Source organism: Orlajensenia leifsoniae (assembly GCF_004570845.1).
GTDB lineage: Bacteria > Actinomycetota > Actinomycetes > Actinomycetales > Microbacteriaceae > Orlajensenia > Orlajensenia leifsoniae.
The window spans coordinates 240,662-260,263 of sequence record NZ_SPQZ01000001.1; the positions used below are offsets into that span (position 1 = coordinate 240,662).

Here is a 19,602-nt window from a genome sequence, read left to right on the forward strand (position 1 = left end):
CATCACCTGACGCGTCCATGTCATCAGTCAGACTGATGGCAGACATCAGTGGATTCAGCTTCCCTGATGTTCGGGCGGTCGCGAGTGTTGAGGGGCAGACAGTCGACCGTCTGGCGACATCCCTGAATCGAAGGATCAACGATGATCAAACTCCTCTCCCACCTCTCCCATGTGGAGATCACGACACCCGACGTCGCGGCATCCGTCGCCTTCTACGAAGAGCAGGTCGGGCTGCGCACGATCCACACTGAGGACGGAAAGCACTACCTCCGCGCGTGGGGCGACTACTACACGCACAGCCTCGTGATCTCGGAGGGGCCGGAGACGACCCTGGCCGTCATGGCCTGGCGCACCTCGAGCGACGACGCCCTCGATGAGGCCGTGCGGCGCATCGAGGCGGCGGGACATGCCGGCACCTGGACCGAGAAGAGCTTCGGGCACGGCCGCTCGTACACGTTCACGGGCCCGTACGGACACACCATGGAGCTGTACTGGGACGTCGAGAAGTACAAGGGCGAGGGCGAGTTCGCGTCGGTCTATCCCGATCGCCCCGAGCGTCGCAGCCGGCATGCGGTCGCACCGCGCCAGCTCGACCATGTGACCGTCGCATCGAGCGACGTCAAGGGTTTCGCGCAGTGGTACGGCGACGTGCTCGGCTTCCGAGCCATGGCGTTCACCGAACTCGACGAAGCGCCGCTCACGGTCTTCGGCGTCATCACGACCAACGAGAAGTCGCACGATCTCGGAATCGTCTACGACGGATCCAGCCGCGCCGGCCGCGTGAACCACTACGCGTACTGGGTCGACACCCGCGAGGAGCTCCTGCAGGCCGCCGACGTTCTCATGGAGAACGGCACCGACATGGAGTACGGACCGTCGATCCACGGCATCGGAGAGCAGAGCTTCCTCTACTTCCGCGACCCGAGCGGTATGCGCGTCGAGGTCAACACGGGTGGCTACCGCAACTACGTGCCCGACTGGGAGCCCTACGACTGGAAGCCCTCGCAGGGGTCGAACAACTTCTACCGCAACGGCTCGATGCCGATGTCGATGACCGAATCGTTCCCGCCCGCGGACGGCCCGAGCGCGACCGAGGAGGGCGTGCACCCCGACACCCTCGCCGACATCATCAACCCGTACGCGAAGCAGGGCCGCGGGTAGCTCTCCGACGTGCGAGGTGCGGGAAGGGCGGGAAGGGCGACACCCTCCCCGCCCTTCCCGCATCGTCGACGACCTGGCCGCGCTGCGATGATGTTCCCGTGAGCAGCAATCGCATACCGCGCCGACCCGACGTCACCACACTCGAACTGGTGGGCGGTGCCGAGGCACTCACGGTCGACCTGAACGACTACGACGAGCGATGGCCTGAGATGTACCTCGAGCACCGCCGACGGATCACGGATGCCCTCGCCGGATCCGACGTCGCGATCGAACACATCGGTTCCACGGCCGTGCCCGGGCTGGCCGCGAAGCCCATCATCGACATCGTCGTGGCGGTCGACGACATCACCGCCGAGGAGGACTACCTCGATGCGCTCCTGGCGACCGGCTACGAGCTCCGGGTCCGCGAACCGCGGCACCGTCTCGTGCGCACCCCGGCGCGCGACGTGCACGTGCACCTCTACGAACGAGATGATCCGGCCATCGACGCGTACCTCCTCCTCCGCGACCACCTGCGTGCGGACGCGAACGATCGGACCCTCTACGAGAGCACCAAGAGGAGCCTGCTCAGCAAGCGGTGGGACGACATGAACGACTACGCCGACGCGAAGACCGACGTCATCCTCGCGATCAAGGCCCGCGCCAGGGCGGCTCGCGGATCCTGACGCCGATTCAGGGGACGGATGCTCCGATGCAGACTCCGACCGTGACGACGTGGACCACGCCGGCGAACAGCACGCCGACAGCGGGAGGATGATGGACCCATGCCCGCTGCCCACCGTCCCGGCCTTCAGGTCGACTCGGGTCTCACGATCCCCGAGTCCGAGCTGTCCTGGCGGTTCTCCCGGTCATCCGGTCCCGGCGGGCAAGGCGTGAACACCACCGATTCCCGAGCGGAACTCGTCTGGGACGTGGCCGGATCGGCCGCACTGTCTCCGGCACAACGAGAACGTCTCCTCGACCGGCTGAGCAGTCGCGTCGTCGACGGCGTACTGACGATCAGTGCATCCGAACACCGCGAACAGCTGCGCAACAGGAATGCTGCGCGCGATCGGCTGGTCGCCGTCGTGGTTGAGGCACTGCAGCCGCCGTCACCGTCGCGACGGCCGACGAAGCCGAGTCGCGGCGCCAAGGAGAGACGCCTGTCGGCGAAGAAGCGGCGCACCGACGTCAAGCGGATGCGTCGCCCACCTCAGGACTGACCGCTGGCGACGCAGATGACGCCCGTGTTGCCGTCCTGGTCTGCGATGACGGTGAGCGAGGGCGCGTCGCTGTCATCGACCACGGTCCCGCCCGCCGCGACGGCGGCTGCGATCCGCTGCTCGGCCACCTCTGCCGCCACATAGACCTCGAGGTGGAACCGCTGGTTCGAGGTCTCCTCCTCGTCGGCGTCACCGAACCAGAGGTTCGGCACGCGGCCCGTGGCGTCCCGGATCTCGTCGCTGGGCGACCCGTGGCCCTGGGCGTCGGCGTTCCCGGTGAGCAGGGCCGCCCACACTGGGGCGATGGTCGCGGAACGCCCCGTGTCGAGGCCGAGTTCGATGACGCTGACCGAGCTCGGGTCGGGGGCGACCCTGTGTTCGGCGGCGATCTCGGTGATCCGTCGCGCGAGATCGACATCCTGCTGGGTCACCCACTCGACGACGTATTCGGTTCCATCGTCGTCGCGGTAGATGGCGTCGGGGCTGACCAGCTTGAGGTCGACGTGCCCAAGGCCGATCATCGCGCTCGGGTGGTGTCCGAACTCGTCGCCCGCCTCCCCCACCGCGGTGACGAACCGTGCTCCAGTGCCGAAGTCGCCGACCAGGTAGCGGGCATGCAGCCCTTGGGCCAACTTGCGCCAGTCGGTCAGCTTGGCCTCGGCGATCTCCTCGCCCGTCAGCATGTCCATTCTCGAAAGAACCTCCCTGCGAATCTGCACCGGCCCTCGAGCTCGTCACTCGACGTCGCTGGCTGTGCCGCGGTGCACGTGCCACCCAGTAAATCCGATGCCGAGCGCGTCATCAAGGAGAATCAGAGCCCGCGGCCTGACCTGACTGGACCCACTTGCGGAGAGGGCTTGACCCCAGCCACTTTCGCGCGTCGGCGCATCCGCGATCTCGACTCGGTTCAAACCCGAATACGTCCTCGCCCGCGCTAGGTCAAGAGCCCTTTGGGGTGGTTTCAAGGCTGTGGACGAGTGAAATAATTGGGCCATGGGACAGCTGATCTATGGGGCTGGCACCGCCTACGACATGGACGATCGCACCATGAGCCATGTCAAGATCGCCGTGGGCATCCGGTTGCGTCGCCAGGAGTCGTTCTACCTCACCTGGTCGGTCCCGCAGAGTCTGGGATCGGGTCGCGTGAGCATCTGGCTGTCCCCGTCCATACCCCTGCAGTTCCACTTCGCGGGGTCGCGGCCCATCGAACTCAACCGCGATTGGCTCCGGACGCTGGATGCCAGTGCCTTCAATGAGGGCGGCATGGTGATCATGCCCGAGAGTGAATCCGCGTCAGTTCTCGGCCTCACGTGATCGGTGGAGTCAGTTGCCGTCGATGAGCCCGAGCAGATTCTTCGCGGCGGTCTCGATCTCGTCATGGTCGTACTGGCCGGCCCGCGATTCGAGCGAGATGACTGCACAGCGGTGCACGCGACGGAAGTCACCGTACGGGAAGCTGTAGCGCCCCTTGGTCTCCGCGCTCTGCTCGGTGTCGATTCCGAGGTGCCACTTCGAGTACTCGCCCCAGCCGTGCTTGTCGATGAAGGCGTTCTCCTCGGCGGCCGATGGAGCATGCTCGCTCCAGTCGTCGCGTTCATCGTGGGTCGCCTGACCGTCGCGCACGAGGGAGCGCGCGTGGGTCAATGCGGCGTCGTTCAGTTTCACAGACACGATCCTGCCCTTCTCTCCGGCTGCGGATGCAGCAGGCCTGTCGTCCAGCGCATGTCCATGCGCTGCACGCCGGACAGACAGCAGAGTACAGACTCGATGTGCGACGTGGATGATCGACGTCCGACCAGGGAAGTCAACCCCTCGAAGGCCCTCCGGCTTCGATCTAGCGTGAGATCCATCAGACAATTCCGGAAGAGGGGTGCTCGTGGCGAATGGTCCCTGGACCGAGCTGTGGCTCGTCCGGCACGGCGAGAGCATCGGGAACATCGCGGCATCGGCCGCTGAAGTCGACGGCGCCGACGTCATTACGTTGGACATCCGGGATGCGGATGTCCCGCTCTCACGCACCGGACACGAACAGGCCGAGGCTCTGCAGCCCTGGCTGGCGGATAGGCGCAGTTCGCTCGGCTCGGTCTGGTGCTCGCCCTACGTCCGGGCTCGCCAGACCCTCGATGCGGCACTCGGCCAGGACCGATCCGACATCCGGATCGCCGTCGACGAACGCCTGCGCGACCGCGAGCTCGGCATCCTCGATCTGCTCACGACCACCGGTGTGCGCAACCTGCATCCCGACGAGGTGGCACGTCGTCAGCACCTCGGCAAGTTCTACCACCGGCCACCAGGTGGCGAGTCCTGGGCCGACGTCGTGCTGAGGCTGCGTTCCTTCGTCGCGGATGCGCTGCCGAGCGAGCACGTCCATTCGAGCTCGGCCCTCGTCGTCGCACACGACGCCGTCGTCATGCTCTTCCTCTACATCTGCCTCGACCTCTCGGAGGCCGAGTTGTTGGAGTTCGCCCAGAGCCACACCGTGGCCAATGCGTCGGTGACGCACCTGGCACGTCCGTCCACGGAAGATCGATGGGATCTCGTGGACTTCTCGAACGTGGACCACCTAGAGCACGGCGGGGCACCGGTCACCGTGCACCCCGGGGACGACGATGTCCGACCAGCCTGACGCAACGGGCGACGGGGAGGTCACCGCCGAGGTCCTTCGGCGCTGGCCACTACCAGAGCCGGGCGACTCCAAGCACAGCCGCGGGCGGATCGCCGTGGTCGGCGGCTCGGAACGGGCGCCGGGTGCCGTCTCGCTGGCTGGCCTGTCGGCTCTGCGTGTCGGGGCAGGGAGGCTCTCATTGCACGTGCCACGGGCAGTGGCGGTTCCACTCGCCGTCGCCGTTCCCGAGGGCGGGGTGTTCCCGTTCGACGACGACCTGACCCCCGAGGCGATCGACGACCTGTCGAGTTCCGACGCGGTGCTGATCGGCCCCGGCCTCACCGATGCCGGCACCACGATCCGGCTACTCCGCGCAGTGCTCCCCGTGCTGGAACCCGCGACCGTGGTCGTCCTGGATGCCTTCGCCTTGGGCGTGCTGCCCGAGCTCGCAGACGACATTCGGAAGTCGGCGAACCCGCTGGTGCTCACCCCGAACCGGGAGGAGGCCGCGTTACTGCTCGACAGCGATGACGACGACAGCGGCGCCAGCGACGAGGATGCGGGCCCGAGGGACGTGGCCCGCATCGCCGCCACCTACGACGCCGTCGTCAGCTGCTACGGCATCGTGGGTTCGCCCTCCGGTCAGACGTGGAGCATCCGTTCTGACAACCCGGGTCTTGCGACATCCGGTAGCGGCGACGTTCTGGCTGGAGCCGTCGTCGGACTCGCCGCGCGAACCGGCGACGGTGCCCAGGCGGCCGTCTGGGGCACCTTCCTGCAGACTGCGGCCGGTGACGCCCTGGTGGAGCAGGTCGGTGCCATCGGATTCCTCGCACGTCAGATCTCCGAGCAGCTTCCGATCTCCCTGGACCGAGTCGTCAGCCGGACGGGCGCATCGTGACGCTTCACCAGCAATGGCTCAGGCGCTGAGCCAGCCGTCTACGTCCTCGAACTCGTCGACGCTCCATTCGTCGCGCCAGTCGATGATGGGGTGCGATCCGTCGAAGCGGATGGGCAGCCAGACATAGTCGGCGATCGCCGTGTTCTCGCCCAGGCCGGCCGTCATTGCTGCGCGGCTGTCACCTGTGTCGGTCTGCGGCGCACTCGAGGGAACGGCTTCCCCTTGGGCCATGGCCGCAACCACGTCGTAGACGTTGGGCATGTTCTCGGGCAACTGCGGGAGCCACCGATCCGCGAGGGCGATATAGAGGTCTTTCTTGAGCGGATGCTTGAACACGCAGCTGATCTGCGACCGGAAGGACGTACGGCTTGGGTCGTCCGGATGCGGGTCGCCGAGCACAGTCCATGGCCCGTGATAGTCGGGAGCCGAAGCGACCTCCGAGAAGTTCGGGAAGTATCCGGTCGACCCCGACGTGACAAGGTAGTGCACGCCGTCGCGCTCGAAATGTGCGGGAGCCTCACGGGTGAATGGTGGGCTCGGGTGCGGGAAGTGGAGAGAGTGCTCGCCGGTGACATCCGTGTAGTCGTCTGTCAGTTCAGCGACGACGAGGTCGGTGTGCACCTTCTCGAAGAAGTAGTAGGCCTTCCTGGTCCCGGGATCGACGACCAGGTCGAAGTCGCCGGCGCTCATGCCCAGCGGGGTCAGGCCGGCTCGGACGATCTCGTAGGGACCGAGGAGGGAGTCCGAGGTGAGCACGGTCGACGCCTGTGTGTCATGGGCACCGTCCCCCATGACCTTGAGCCAGCAGACGTACTTGCCGGTCCGCTCGTTGAAGATGATGTGCGGGCGGTCCATCTTCTGCGCGGGGTGCAGAGGAGATGACTGGTCGTCGAGCACGGGCGGGATGATCAGGCCGAGATCGTCCCAGTTGTAGAGGTCGGTCGAGGAGTATGCGCGCACGCCCCAATGCCAGTTGCCGCTGCCCGGGGTCGTGTGCTCCTTGTTCTCGCCGTACCAGTAGAAGGTGTCGTTCTCGAAGTACAGGGAGCCGCCATGGGCCTGGATCCGTTCGCCATTCGTGTCGAGCCATGGCTGGCCGGGCCGGATCGCATCGTTGGTCATGACAGGTGTGCTCCATTCGTCTCTGCGACACGGCCGAGCCATCTTGCGCTGCCCTTGGGCGTTCGTTCGAACGAGGTGCGATCCACAGCGACGAGGCCGAACGTGATGGCGTATCCGTGCACCCATTCGAAATTGTCGATGAATGTCCAGTGCAGGTATCCGCGCACATCGAGTCCGTCTGCCAGGGTCCGCGCGATGCCGTTGAGAGCGCCGGTGGTGTAGTCGATGCGCCGTCGGTCGTCACTTGTGGCGATACCGTTCTCCGTCACGATCATGGGTGTGCCTCCGGTGACATCCCACGCGCGGCGGAGAGCGATCTCGAGAGCGTCAGGCCGGTACGCCCACGCAGTCTGGGTGAGTTCGGCACCCGCGGGTGCGCCTTCCAGGCCATCCGGTCCGACGAGCTGGCTCGTGTAGGACTGCACGCCCACCCAGTCGTCATCGCGCGAAGCCTCGAGATAGGTGTCCTCCCAGACGCGCTGGTAGTGGTCGAGCCGGTCTTCGTACCCCTCGCGCGCCACGAGACTCTGGATGGCGATGGTCCATCCGACCTTGGCTGACGTTCTCGCCCGCAGGATCTCGCGAGCTCGGGCGTGCGCGCGGAGCATGGTCTGCGCGGCTTCGTCCTTCGGTTCGGGCATGGAGAACGCGTTGAGACCGGCTTCACCATCGACCGCCGAACGTGCCGCCCCCGTGCGGGCGAGCACCGCCGCGGGGTCCGGGTACTGCAGCGGAATCGACATCTGGTACATGACAGCGAACATGTTCGGCTCGTTGATCGTCGCCACCCAGGTGACGCCGTCGAGGATCGGGCAGACCGCGGCGACGTAGTCGCCGAAGCGGTCGACCACCTCAGATGATCCCCACCCTCCCGATTGGACGAACCACAGTGGGCTCGAGAAGTGGTGGAGGGTCACGACGGGCTCGACGCCCTGCGCGAGGCAATAGTCGATGATCCGCCGATAGTGGGCGAGCTCGGCAGCCGAGAAATCGCCTCGAACAGGCTCCACACGCGCCCACTCGATCCCGAAGCGGAAGGAGTTCAGGCCGAGCGACTTCAGCAGGTCGATGTCCTCTTTCCACCGGTGGTAGAAGTCGACGGAGTCACCGCTGCGCTCTACGAACGACGAGCCGGGCAGCTGCTCCAAGGCCCACATGTCGCTGTTGAGGTTGTTGCCCTCGTTCTGGTGCGGCGCGCATGATGCTCCCCACAGGAAACCGGCGGGAAAGACGATGTCGGCGTTCACGGCCATGGTACGAATCCTTCGGTCGCGACGTCCCAGGAATCGGGGAAGCCGGTGGTGGCGAGCAGCGAGACGGCAGCGAGCAGTGAGCCGTTGCCGGGGAGGTAGATGGGGAGGATGGAGCCCATCTGCGGGTTATGGCCAACGGGGCTGAAATGGTTCTTGATCTCATCCCGCAACAGAGCGTCGATGGCGATGTCGGGTCGACCGAGCCGGGATGCCGTCATGGCCAAGACGGGGAAGTCCCAGCCCCATGCTGACGGCCACTCCCAGTTCCCGAGTACGTCGAGGAGAGTCGTCTTCATCGTCGCGGGATCGATGATGGGAGTGGGCGGGAGGACGCCGAGCGCGGCGAGGAGCGCGGGGTGGTCGTCGCGTCGCAGGAACGGTTCGGTTGCGATCGCCGTGTAGTGGCCGTCCTCGATGTGCGGTCGGGCGAGCCCGTCCTGCACAGTCGACCAGTCGGGTTCGCGCACAAGCCCGGCGCGCGCTCTCCAGAGCTGCGCGATCTCGAGTCCCCACCACCAATAGGCGAGCTCGTAGGTGGGGTCCTCGGTTGTCGTCACGTCATAGAACTCCTGTGCCGGCATGATCGGCGGCGACAGATGGTACTCGCCGTCGCGTTCGGCCGTGAACGCGGCCATGAACGTCGCGGTCTCCGCCACCAGTTCGGCGAACTCGAGAACCAGCGCGTTGCGCTTCTCGGGAGTGGATGCGCGCCAGGTCAGCTCCAGTAGGTACAGCACGTGCGGCTGCTGCCAGACGAGGAACGAGCCGATCGGATCGGGGCTCTCGCGGCCATCCGGACCGACCTGCTTGGGCCACCGTGCTCCCGGGTATCCCTGGCCTTCCGCAGTGGCTCGAGCTCGCGGAAGGATCGAGCGATACCAACCGAGGCTGCGCTCGAGGAGTTCCGGTCGGCCCCAGGTCGCGAAATGGGCAGCATGCCAGAAGTGCATCTCGAGGTGGGCCTTGCCCGACCAGGAGTTCGTGGTCAGCCCGGTTTCAGCTGGTGGCATCACCCCGGCCGAGTTCACTGCCGTGAGGTACTGGGAGAGCACCACCCGGCGTTCGAGTTCGCGTGCCCGCCCATCTGCCGTGTCACGAAAGTCGATCGCCGCCCCGGAGAGCCAGAAGCGCTCCCACGACGTGGCTGCTGCCTGAGCGAGGGCGTCGAAGGACGGGAGCGCTCCCCCATCGTTCTGGGCAAAGCGGACGACCAAGTCGAGGGACTCGGCCTCCGTGGATACCTCGAACTCATGAGTCGCGGTCTGGCTGATCGACCCACTGCTGGCTTCGACGGCCACGAGGTAGGCGGTCGCGTCGAGCTTGCGCGAGATGGTGGCCGAAGACCCCTCGGTAGCGAGACTCGAGGTGTGGCGGTCGGGGTTCTGCCAGTCCGACGTCTGGAAGAAGCCGGGATGCGCGCCGGGGAACCGCAGCGAGATCCGCAGGCGGCCGCTGCTGAGTAGCGGGGACTGGACGCGGAATGCGACGATCGAGTCATCGGGGGCTGCCACAGTCGACACCTGCACAGACTCGTCGTCATAGCGGAATCGGGTGGTGATCGTCCCGGACCACAGGTCGAGTTCCTGGACCGTGTCGCCGAGCTCTTCAGGGCTGACGTCGACGGTCTCGCCGTTCGTGGCGTGGAACGAGAAGCCGATTCGGCCGAGATCGAGTCGCTGGGGATTGGCGTTGAGCCAGGCGCCCGGACGGTTCTCATCGCTGACCTGACCGCGCATGGAGCCTTCCATGTCGTGGCGATCGGGATACCGCACGATTCCGCGGCTGGTGCTGTGATCCGACATCGCGTCCTCGAGCACGTAGCCTTCCGGGTTCGGCATCTCGTGCCAGCCCCACGTGCTCATCGTCGAGGTGTTGATCGCGGCTCGACCCTGCATGATCGCAGCGGTCTGGTCGTGGAAAGCCGTGAAGGTCTGCATCCCGGTGATGTCGGCGGTGTAGGCGAAGTCGCCGTTGCCGACGGTGAGCACGGACTCGGGATGGGGAACCGTGAGCGTCACGTTGTGACGTCGCACGAGGGCGTGGCGGTCGATCGGGCGGGAGTCGCCGGACATGTCGGCCTTTCTCGGAGGGGTGGTTGCGGCCGGGCCATGGACGAGCCCGGCCGCAACAGTGGTCAGCGAACGGCCTTGACCTTCAAGACGACAAGGCCACCGGCGACGGTGAACACTGCTGCCGCCGCATAGATGTATGCGTAGCGATCACCGGTCGTGATCAGCGCGAGAGCTGCCGCAGCCACGAACGGGGCGATCGCCTGCGCGAGCACATTCGCGAGCTGGATGATGTTCACGAAGCGGCCTGCCTCGGTGTCCCGCTCGGGCAGCACGTCGAGGTACAGCGCCTGGTCGACCGCTGAGAAGACGCCGATGCTGATGTTGCACAGCAGCGATCCGACGAGGAGCAGCGTGAGGTCGGGAGCCATCACCATAACGATGGCGCCGATACCGAACAGGATGCCGGAGCCGAGCACGAACGCCTTACGGCGACGCAGCTTGTCGGAGAGGAACCCACCGAGGAACACGCCGGCGATGGTGCCGAGGATGCCGATTCCGCCGACCGTCGCCACGGTCCCGCCGATCTCGTCGACGGGGATGTTCAGGCGCTCTGCGAAGAAGAACGCCGTGTAGCTGGTGTTCAGCGTGAGGCCGAAGAAGAACAGGAAGCGACCGAGCCAGTTCCAAGCGAAGTCCGGGTACCGCTTCGGGTTGAAGACGTACTTCGAGATGAGAACCTTGGCGGTCAACGGCGAGTCGAATGTGATGTTCCGGCTGTCGGCGTCCTTGTAGTACGCGGCGAAGATCAGCACGACCACCAGTCCGATGGCGCCGGGGATGAGGAAGAGGAGGAAGGGCTGGTTCGCGACGGTGCCACCGAAGACGGCACCGACGACGGGGGCGACCATGGTGGCGAAGCCGGTGATGGCTCCGACCTTGCCGCGCTGGTTCTCCGGAAGCTTGTCGGCCTGGATGGTGCCGAAGGTGTTCACCGTCGAGTTGAGGCCGATCTGGGCGATGACCCAGCCGATGCCGAGGCCGAGCACCGCCGGCGAGGCGGCCATGATGGCGAGGCCGATGAGGCCTGCGAGGATGCCGCCGATAAGCCACGGGCGGCGGCGACCCCAGCGCGAGCGAGTGCGGTCGGAGAGCTGACCGGCCAGAGGGCTGGTCAGAAGCGCAGCCAGTGAGCCGAATCCGAGAACGAGACCGAGATATTCGTCGTTGTCAGGGGCGAGGGCGTTGACGCGGATGGCGAGGGAGATCGCGATCGGCGTGACGAAGGCGAGGTACGTGCCGAACAGGCCGAGCGCGAGAAGCGTGATGAAGGTGGCGCTGACCTTGGGGCGATCGGCATCCCCGCCGAGTGCGGCGGCGAGTTGCTCGGTGTCCTCGGCAGCGGTCGCGCTCCCTAGGGGGAAGGCACCGTTCGAGGGTACGGGCGGCTGGTCGTCGGTGGTATTCATCGTGGGCTCCTTTGTCAGTGTTGCAGGTTGAGGTGGTGCTGATCAGCTCGCGCTGAAGGTGGTGACGGCCGGTGGGCAACCATCGGCGACCGCGGTCACCGTGATCTCGCCGGGCCCGGTCGGACGCACGATTGCGAGGGTTCGCCCGCCGAAAGTGGTGTGCTCGGCGGCGTTGAAGGACTCGGTGGTGACGGGGTTCCCGCTGCCGAACGCTTGGAGGGTTGCCGGCCCATCGACAGTGACGGTGATGAGTCGGTCGGTGCCGGTGCGGATGATTCCGTTCCCGTCGGTGAGCGCCAGCGCGACGTAGCCGAGGTCCGTCCCGTCGGATCGGAGATCACGCCGGTCGGGTGTCGCCTCCAGTACGAGGGAAGGTCCGGCTGTCGTGAGGTCGAATCGTCCGGTCTCGACGCCCTGCGCATAGGCCACTGCTGTCAGCGTGCCCGTGCGGTAGGTCGTCTCGATCGCTGCTCGGAAGCACTCGATCTGCGCGCGGCCGATCGTCGCGCCGTCGAGCAGGAGTTCGACCTCTTCGGCGTCGCTGTAGACGTCGACCGTGACGGCTCGACCCTCGAAGCCGTCCCAGGTCCAGCTCGCGATCGCGTCACCCCAGGCCCACGGGGTCGCTGCAGCGATGGACCGGCCATGGTTCGCGGGCGGGTTCACGGCGATGAATGGATCCGACCGCAGACCGAAGACGATCTCGCGGAAGTACGACACCGGGCGTCGATTGCCGACGATGTCGATGTCGCCGCACCACGCGGTCAGTTCCGGGAACCCGCCGGAGAATCCGGGCTGTGCCGAGTCGGAGTCGCTGTAGCGCGTCGCCCCGATACCGGTCTCGCCCAAGTAGTCCCATCCGGTCCAGGTGAAGTCGCCGATGACGTGGCCGTTGGCCTTGACGAGTTCCCAGTTGCCGACGATGGAGGTCGGCCACGTCTCGGTGCCGACGATGATGCGATCGGGGAACAGGTCGCGGTCGAGCTCGTACCGGGCTTCCGCGTAGTTCATACCGGCCACGTCGAGCACGGCGTAGGACTCTTCGGTGCGGTGCGTCGCCTGTTCCGAGGTCTGGATGCGGCTCATCATCTGGCCGAACCCGGCCATCATGGTGTTCACTCCGCCCTCGGGCGCGGCCACCGCGGCATCTCTTCTGGCCTGCATCTGCGGCACGATCGTGTCGATCATCGATACGAACCCGTTGATGCCGTTGGTCACGTAGCGGGTGCTGTCCAGCGACCTCACCTTCTCAGCGAGGCGGCGGCCCCAGATCGAGCCGACCGGGCTGCCCGTCTCGGGGATCTCATTGCCGATCGAGTAGAAGATCACGCTGGGGTGGTTGATGTCCCTAGCGACCATCGCTTCGACGTCGCGCTCCCACCACTCGGGGAAGTCGAACGCGTAGTCGAAGTCGCTCTTGCTCTGGGTCCACATGTCGAACGTCTCGTCCATGACGAGCATCCCGAGCTCGTCGCACGCGTCGAGCAGTGCAGTGCTCATCGGGTTGTGCGCGCTGCGGATCGCGTTGAAGCCGGCCTCCTTGAGACGGGCCACCTTCCGTTCCTCCGCAGCACGCATCGAGACGGCGCCGAGAGGACCGTTGTCCGAGTGGATGCAGGCACCGCGCAGATTGACCATCTCGCCATTGATGCGCAGTCCCTTCTGCGGGTCGAGTTGCAGTGAACGGATGCCGAACACCGCGGAGCGCTCGTCGATCACGGTGTCCCCCTCGGCGAGCACGAGCTGAACCGAGTGGAGATTCGGTGCGTCCACGCTCCAGAGCTCGGGCTGCGCCACGTAGGTGCGCAGACGTACCGTGCCGCGGGTGCCGGGAAGAAGGCTGATCGGCGATCGTGAGGTCGCAACAGTTGCGCCATCCGGCCCGTTCACCTCGGCGTTCAGAACGAGTGTCGTCGTGAGGGCGCTCGAGTTCTCGATCTCCACTGCGATCTCGACGACGGCCCGATCGGGCTCGATCTCGGGAGTCGTCACGATGACCCCATCTGCGCCGATGTGCACGGGATCCTTCACCAGGAGGTGCACGTCGCGGTAGATGCCGGCGCCCGAGTACCAGCGACTGTCGAGATGGGTGCGGCACTCGACTCGGATCTCATTGTCGGAGCCGAACCGGAGATACGGATCGATCTGAATGAAGAACCGCGAATAGCCGAATGCGCGCTGGCCGGCGAGGTTGCCGTTGACGAAGACGGCTGCGTCACGGTAGACACCATCGAACTCGAGAAGGATCTGCTTCCCGCGCATCTCGGCGGTCGCGTGGAACGTCTTCCGGTACTCGAAAGCGCCTCCGGGGAAGTAGCCACTGGTCTCTCCGCGAGGAACGTCTGCCCGGCGCTCGACGCCGATCAGCGCATCGTGCGGAAGCAAGACGTCAGTCCACTCCGACGTGGCCGAGCCGCCCAACTCCATGAACGCGCTGACCTTGGGCCGGTAGCTCCAGCCGGTGGTGAAGATGTCGCGAGTCATGCAGTGCGCTCCAGAACGTCGTCGTGCGGATGTGAACGCGGGTTGGTATCGCGCGTTACCGAGCAGGAAACCACATTTAGTAACGCGCGTCAACTCCGCGCTATATGCTGAACCTGTGATCGCTACCAGTGAGGACGTGGCCAGACGTGCCGGCGTATCGCGCGCCACCGTCAGCCAGATCCTCAATGGGCGCGGGCAGCGTTTCGCCGTCGAGACCCGCGAGCGCGTGACGCAGGCGGCGTCGGAGCTCGAGTATCAGCCTTCAGCGGCCGGTCGCACCCTCGCGAAGGGGTCCAGCGACATCGTGATCGCGGTCATTCCGTACACGACGTTCGGTGGCAACCTGCAGGACATCTTCCAGACGGCGACAGAAGAGCTGGCGACCCGCGGGCTGACGCTGCTATTGCACCTCGCCACTGATTCCACTGCTCCTCTCGACCGAGTGGTCACCGGCATGAAGCCACGCGCCGTCATCTCACTCACGCCGTTCTCCCGAGCCGAGCTCGATCTGCTGAAGAGCCGCGGTGTCCTGGCGTTCGACCCGCAATCGGCATCGTCGAAGGTGCGAACCGATCCGAACGTCGACATCGGCGCCCTGCAGGCCCGCTATCTCGTCGACCGCGGATACGAGAGCCTCGTCTTCGCCCACCTCCAGGATGCTCGACTCGATCCGTTCGGCGAGGGGCGCGAAGAGGGCGTGCGTCGGGTCTGTACCGAGCACGGGTTGCCCGAGCCGATGATCATTCGCCTCGGTATCGATCCAGATGACGCGCTCGCGGCCATCGACTCCATCAAACTTCCCGGCGCGGGCGTCGTCTGCTACAACGACGACGTCGCAACGGCACTGCTGTCGGCGGCGACCATCCGAGGATGGAAGGTCCCGGACGAGGTCGGCTTCATCGGGATGGACCACACCCCTCTCTCCGCCGTCACCCTTCCACCGCTCTCCACCGTCGGCTACGACCAGCGCGCAGCGGCGTACAACCTCATCACCGCAGCGCTCCACGGGCTGGGCGAATCGGTCGACGACCGAGAACCCATGGACGTGAAGTTCGCACTGGTGCCGAGAGGAACCGCCTGACTATTGCGGAGCCGGCGCCACGCCAGCGAGTCTCCTCGTCAGCGTGCTCGATCCAACCGATCAGTTCATCGCCGGGGCGGGGCTATCGCGCCGTCGTTGCTACTCCCAACTTGACGATCCTGCGCCCACCCGCCACGATCATGGAATGCGCGACGAGATTTCCCACAGGTGAAGGCCGCCCTGCGCGACGAGGTCGCCCGCATGCAGCCCTTCCCGCGCGCCGTGATCGACCGATCTCGCGTCGTCGTCGACGCCAACATCGCGCTGGAAGTCTGGGCCAGCCGGCCGACCGGAACGCTTGTCGGGATGACGTTGGCGGAGGTACTCGGCGTCGACGATGATGAGCTCGCCGCGGCGCTCGCAACCGGAAACCCGGGTGGCGTCCGCCTCCCCTCGACCACGCACAGCTATCAGGAGACCCGGAGTTCGATAGTGATTCGTGCCGTCCGGATCTCCGAAGGGCACACGATCGTCGCCTTCGACCCTGAGCTCGCGGCGGTGGGCGATCAGACCCGCGCGCTGGGTCTACGCGAAAGCGAACGGCTGCAATTGCTGCTCTCCGCATCCGTAGCGTTCGCGAACACGCGATCGGAAGAAGAACTCGGTGAGCTCCTCTCGGAGACCGCGCGTCGCGCATTCAACGCGAACGCCTGCAGCGTGCACACCGGCGAAGAGGGAACATATGCGCTGGTGGCGGGCGAGAATATGCTCGCCGGGGTCTGGCCGGACGACGCACCGCCGCGAGCCGGGCTGACCGTGCAGCTCGGGCATGTGGTGACGATAGAGACTCCCGAGGATGCCGACACCGTCGTGCCGGGCATCGGGTTGAGTGACATCTTCAGACGCGCCGGAGTGTGTTCCGTCATCGGTGCACCGATCATCGAGGACGGAACGCCGTTCGGGGCCTTCGCGTGCTATTTCGACCAGCATCGGACGTTCGATGACCAGGCCGTTCCGTTGGCGGAGGCGCTGGCTCAGCTTGCCGGACAGGTCCTTGTGCGACTGCGCCTGGAAGCCCGCCTGCGACGGGCGGCGATGCTCGACGAAGTGACTGGCCTGCCCAACAGGCGACTGTTCGACGAGAACCTCCAGCAGACGCAGCCCGCCCTCACCGAGCAGATCGCCGTGCTCTTCGTCGACCTCGACGGGTTCAAAGCCATCAACGACACGCTCGGGCACTCCACCGGCGACGCGGTGCTCAAGGAAGTCGCGGAGCGGCTGACCAACGTCTTCCGGCACGAGGACACGATCGCCCGATACGGCGGCGACGAGTTCATCGCCGCCCTGCACGTCGCGGACACGTCCGACGCCATCGAGCTCGCAGACCGGGCTCGTGCAGCCATCGCCAGACCGTTCCGGGGCCTTCCGCGAGAACTGGACATCACCGCCAGCGTCGGCATCGCCGTCGCTGACGCTGATGCTGCCGGGACCACCATCGACCAACTCATCCGAGCGGCCGACCAGGCGATGTATGCCGCGAAGCGGGACGGAGGCGACCGAGCGATCGTCTTCGACGCTCGCTCGCGAACCGCCATGGAGGCTACGGAACGATGACGGCTCTGCCGCGGATACTCCCCGCGTGCAGATCTTCCCGGCCCTCGCCAGCTCGAAGACCTCGATGAGTTCGCTTCGCGAACCCCAGTAGGGCACGCGCACTGCCGCGTCGAAGGCGATCGAACCGAATCCCACCGTCGCGGACCCGCCACCGATGCCGACAATGGTGACATCCGAGTCGATGGCGGCGACGGCGGTCGCCGTTGCGATGGTCCAGATCGGTCGCTGTCCGCGACGCAACTGGCGCTAGCCGGAGACGACCGGCGAGGGTGCGTCGATCGCCAGCTTGACCCCGATCGCGCCGAGGATGGTGCCGGTGACCCATTTCTGCCAGCGAATCCACGCGGGTTTCCGCCGCAGGAACGTCGCTACCGAGCCAGCGGCGAGGATGATCGCCCCATTCACCGCGACCCCCACCAGGATCTGGATCACACCGAGTTGGAACCCTTGGGCAACGACGCCACCGGCCGACGGGTCGATGAACTGCGGGATCAGCGCCAGGTACAGGATCGCGACCTTGGGATTCAGGAGGTTCGTCACCAGTCCCATACGAAAGAGCTTGCCGGCTGAGTCCCGAGGAAGCGCGCTCGTCTCGAACGGCGACTTGCCGCCCGGGCGAATCGTCTTGTAGGCCAGCCAGATCAAGTAGAGGGCGCCAGCGACCTTGAGTGCGATGAACAGCCAGGGCACCACGACGAACACGGCCGCTAGCCCGAGGTTCGCCATCGCCATGTACACGACGAAACCGACCGCCGTGCCGGACAGCGAGGTCATGCCTGCGCGCCAGCCTTGGCTGATGCTGCGCGATACGAGGTACATCATGTTCGGGCCGGGTGTGAGCGCGAGTCCCAACTCGACGAGGGCGATGCCGGATGCGGCGGCCAACGAGATCATGACTTCCTTCGCGAGGTGGGACGGATGGGCATCCTCATCGATGCGAAGTTCTTCGAAGTCTCCCACACGGCAAACGGATGCGGCGCCGTCACGGCATGCGACCGCGGCACCACTCAGCGCTCGTCAGGACCGGCCAGGATGCGTCCGATGCCGAGGGTGGCGAGTCGCTTCGGATCAGCGAGCACGTCGAGTCCCAGGATGCGATCGTCCTGGATGTCGAAGGCCATGATCGAGACGACGATCCCATGCATGACGGCGGCAACGCCGGGTCGTCCATCGATGAGTATCGGGGTCGAATGCGCGGCGAGGCGTCCGGACAGCACGGCTTGCTCCGCGATGGACCTGGCCCCGTCGACGTGTTGCATCGCGGTGCCGTAATCGGCGCGCAGCTGGGCGCCGTCGTCCAGCAATGTGAGCAAGGCGGCGATGTCACCGTCTCGGGCCGCGGCGAGCCAAGCGGTGACGATCCGGCGACTGCGTTCCCGATTCGGCCGATCGGGCTCGGCGGCTCCCCGAACCCGGCGGCGAGCCCTGGATGCCAGCTGCCGTGCGGCATCCGGAGAGCGATCGAGCACAGTCGCGACCTCCTCGAACGACTGGCCGAACACGTCGTGCAGAACGAGGGCGATCCGTTCCGCCGGGCTGAGGGTCTCGAGCAGCACGAACAGAGCGACGCTCACCTGGTCACCGCGGGCCACGAGGTCGGCGGGGTCGGCCTCTGCGGCGACGGGTTCATCCCGCCACGGTTCCACCTGCCAGGAGTGCTCCCGCTTGCGGCGGGGTGCACGCAGCTGATCGAGACTGATGCGCGAGACCACTGTCGTCAACCAGGCCGCGAGGTTTTCGATGGATGCGGCATCCGTTCGATCCAGACGGAGCCATGCCTCCTGTACGACGTCATCGGCGTCCGCGGCCGAGCCCAGCAGTTGCGTCGCGATCGCTCGCAGCCGGGGCCGCTCGGCGTCGAACCGTTCGGCGATCCTTCTCGGATCGGTCATGTCACATCTCCTCGATGGTGATCGTCGAGATGATGACGAGGTACCGGCCTCGGATGTGACATGAGAGGACCTTGACCATGAACTCACCCCTGCTCGTGACGGGCGGCACCGGAAACATCGGACGTCGAGCGGTACCGCTTCTGCGTGCGGCCGGACGGGACATCCGGATCCTATCGAGGCATCCCCTTCCGCCGGAGCCCGGCGTCGAACATCTGGCGGGCAACACGGTCTCGGGCGAAGGTCTCACGGCGGCCGTCGAGGGAGTCGACGTCGTCCTCCATCTCGCCGGTGGCGCGAAGGGCGATGACGTCGCGGCCCGCAATCTCGCCGAGGCAGCACGCGGGGCCGGCGTGCGGCACATCGTGCTGATATCCGTGATCGGCGCCGACCGGATGCCCATCGGCTACTTCCGTGCGAAGGCAGAGGCCGAGCGCGCCATTGCCGCGTCTGGAGTGCCATGGACCGTACTGCGTGCGGCGCAGCTGCACGACTTCCTGCTCCCACTCGCCCGCGGGCTGTCACGGATGCCGGTCATGCTCGCACCCGGCGGCCTGCGGTTCGAGCCGGTGCACGGCGACGAGGTGGCCAGACGTCTCGCAGAGCTGGCGCTGGGCGCGCCAGCCGGCCGAGTTTCCGATCTCGCCGGGCCTGAGGTTCTCGATGTCCCGACCCTCGCCGCGGCCTACGTCGACGCCGCCGGGTCGCGACCGAGGCGCATCCGAGTACCACTCCATGTGCCAGGCACGATCGGGCGCGCCTATCGTGCCGGCGTGAACCTCGCCGACGAGACGGCCGATCACGGCACCGCCACCTGGCGGGACTACCTCACGCAGAACCGCAGGGAGCCGGCCAGACGCTGACGCGATTGC

Annotated in this window: 18 protein-coding genes; 9 read left to right on the plus strand and 9 right to left on the minus strand. The window is 66.2% G+C overall.

The features are described 5' to 3' along the window. Nucleotides 1-141: 141 nt before the first annotated feature. The 3 genes from E4M00_RS01205 (at nt 142) to arfB (ending at nt 2,363) form a co-directional block, all read left to right on the plus strand. Nucleotides 142-1,161 (plus strand): VOC family protein, encoded by a 1,020-nt coding sequence (locus E4M00_RS01205; protein ID WP_135118749.1) that lies wholly within the window; start codon nt 142-144, stop codon nt 1,159-1,161. A 98-nt stretch (nt 1,162-1,259) separates the two neighbouring features. Continuing rightward, a complete protein-coding gene (locus tag E4M00_RS01210; protein ID WP_135118750.1) occupies nt 1,260-1,826 on the plus strand; it encodes a GrpB family protein in 567 nt (188 codons plus the stop codon). A gap of 99 nt (nt 1,827-1,925) precedes the next feature. Continuing rightward, nucleotides 1,926-2,363 carry an alternative ribosome rescue aminoacyl-tRNA hydrolase ArfB gene (gene arfB, locus E4M00_RS01215; RefSeq protein ID WP_135118751.1) on the plus strand — a complete coding sequence of 146 codons (438 nt, stop codon included), beginning with the start codon at nt 1,926-1,928 and terminating at the stop codon, nt 2,361-2,363. Here the strand turns inward: arfB and E4M00_RS01220 are convergent. Continuing rightward, nucleotides 2,354-3,052, minus strand: coding sequence for a 4a-hydroxytetrahydrobiopterin dehydratase (locus E4M00_RS01220; RefSeq protein ID WP_135118752.1), 699 nt, complete (start codon nt 3,050-3,052; stop codon nt 2,354-2,356). The two genes, arfB and E4M00_RS01220, sit on opposite strands and share 10 nt — an antisense overlap. A gap of 304 nt (nt 3,053-3,356) precedes the next feature. On the opposite strand from E4M00_RS01220, the gene E4M00_RS01225 reads away from it, so the two are divergent. Beyond that, the gene (locus E4M00_RS01225; RefSeq protein WP_135118753.1) at nt 3,357-3,677 is read left to right on the plus strand and encodes a DUF7882 family protein; all 321 of its coding nucleotides are present in this window, start codon (nt 3,357-3,359) and stop codon (nt 3,675-3,677) included. Nucleotides 3,678-3,686: 9 nt separating this feature from the next. On the opposite strand, the gene E4M00_RS01230 is transcribed toward E4M00_RS01225, so the two are convergent. Beyond that, nucleotides 3,687-4,034 carry a hypothetical protein gene (locus E4M00_RS01230; RefSeq protein ID WP_135118754.1) on the minus strand — a complete coding sequence of 116 codons (348 nt, stop codon included), beginning with the start codon at nt 4,032-4,034 and terminating at the stop codon, nt 3,687-3,689. 205 nt (nt 4,035-4,239) lie between these two features. Between E4M00_RS01230 and E4M00_RS01235 the strand changes: the two genes are divergently transcribed. Both E4M00_RS01235 and E4M00_RS01240 read left to right on the plus strand, forming a co-directional pair. Beyond that, nucleotides 4,240-4,989, plus strand: a complete 750-nt coding sequence (locus E4M00_RS01235) for a histidine phosphatase family protein (RefSeq protein ID WP_135118755.1) — start codon at nt 4,240-4,242, stop codon at nt 4,987-4,989. Beyond that, a complete protein-coding gene (locus E4M00_RS01240) occupies nt 4,973-5,869 on the plus strand; it encodes an ADP-dependent NAD(P)H-hydrate dehydratase (RefSeq protein WP_135118756.1) in 897 nt (298 codons plus the stop codon). Before E4M00_RS01235 ends, E4M00_RS01240 begins: the two co-directional genes overlap by 17 nt. 18 nt (nt 5,870-5,887) lie before the next feature. Here the strand turns inward: E4M00_RS01240 and E4M00_RS01245 are convergent, their stop codons facing one another. The 5 genes from E4M00_RS01245 to E4M00_RS01265 all read right to left on the minus strand — a co-directional run bounded on the left by E4M00_RS01245 (nt 5,888) and on the right by E4M00_RS01265 (nt 14,206). Then, nucleotides 5,888-6,991 (minus strand): family 43 glycosylhydrolase, encoded by a 1,104-nt coding sequence (locus E4M00_RS01245; protein ID WP_135118757.1) that lies wholly within the window; start codon nt 6,989-6,991, stop codon nt 5,888-5,890. Further along, nucleotides 6,988-8,244 (minus strand): glycoside hydrolase family 1 protein, encoded by a 1,257-nt coding sequence (locus tag E4M00_RS01250; RefSeq protein WP_135118758.1) that lies wholly within the window; start codon nt 8,242-8,244, stop codon nt 6,988-6,990. The genes E4M00_RS01245 and E4M00_RS01250 overlap by 4 nt, the downstream gene beginning before the upstream one ends. Further along, complete coding sequence (locus E4M00_RS01255) at nt 8,235-10,316, minus strand: hypothetical protein (protein ID WP_135118759.1); 2,082 nt, start codon at nt 10,314-10,316, stop codon at nt 8,235-8,237. Before E4M00_RS01255 ends, E4M00_RS01250 begins: the two co-directional genes overlap by 10 nt. Before the next feature lie 62 nt (nt 10,317-10,378). After that, entirely contained in the window at nt 10,379-11,722 is a 1,344-nt protein-coding gene (locus tag E4M00_RS01260) for an MFS transporter (RefSeq protein WP_135118760.1), read from the minus strand. A 42-nt stretch (nt 11,723-11,764) separates the two neighbouring features. Further along, a complete protein-coding gene (locus E4M00_RS01265; protein WP_135118761.1) occupies nt 11,765-14,206 on the minus strand; it encodes a glycoside hydrolase family 2 TIM barrel-domain containing protein in 2,442 nt (813 codons plus the stop codon). Between the two features lie 115 nt (nt 14,207-14,321). Between E4M00_RS01265 and E4M00_RS01270 the strand changes: the two genes are divergently transcribed. Together E4M00_RS01270 and E4M00_RS01275 are read left to right on the plus strand one after the other, a co-directional pair. After that, a complete protein-coding gene (locus tag E4M00_RS01270) occupies nt 14,322-15,287 on the plus strand; it encodes a LacI family DNA-binding transcriptional regulator (RefSeq protein ID WP_167756784.1) in 966 nt (321 codons plus the stop codon). Nucleotides 15,288-15,455: 168 nt separating this feature from the next. After that, the gene (locus E4M00_RS01275) at nt 15,456-16,841 is read left to right on the plus strand and encodes a GGDEF domain-containing protein (protein ID WP_135118763.1); all 1,386 of its coding nucleotides are present in this window, start codon (nt 15,456-15,458) and stop codon (nt 16,839-16,841) included. Between the two features lie 246 nt (nt 16,842-17,087). On the opposite strand, the gene E4M00_RS01285 is transcribed toward E4M00_RS01275, so the two are convergent. Both E4M00_RS01285 and E4M00_RS01290 read right to left on the minus strand, forming a co-directional pair. Beyond that, nucleotides 17,088-17,801 carry a LysE family translocator gene (locus tag E4M00_RS01285; RefSeq protein WP_240036761.1) on the minus strand — a complete coding sequence of 238 codons (714 nt, stop codon included), beginning with the start codon at nt 17,799-17,801 and terminating at the stop codon, nt 17,088-17,090. A 47-nt stretch (nt 17,802-17,848) separates the two neighbouring features. After that, nucleotides 17,849-18,733, minus strand: coding sequence for a sigma-70 family RNA polymerase sigma factor (locus E4M00_RS01290; RefSeq protein WP_135118764.1), 885 nt, complete (start codon nt 18,731-18,733; stop codon nt 17,849-17,851). Nucleotides 18,734-18,810: 77 nt separating this feature from the next. Here E4M00_RS01290 and E4M00_RS01295 point away from each other — a divergent pair, with 77 nt between their 5' ends. Further along, a complete protein-coding gene (locus tag E4M00_RS01295; protein ID WP_135118765.1) occupies nt 18,811-19,593 on the plus strand; it encodes an SDR family oxidoreductase in 783 nt (260 codons plus the stop codon). The last annotated feature ends 9 nt before the right edge of the window (nt 19,594-19,602 follow it).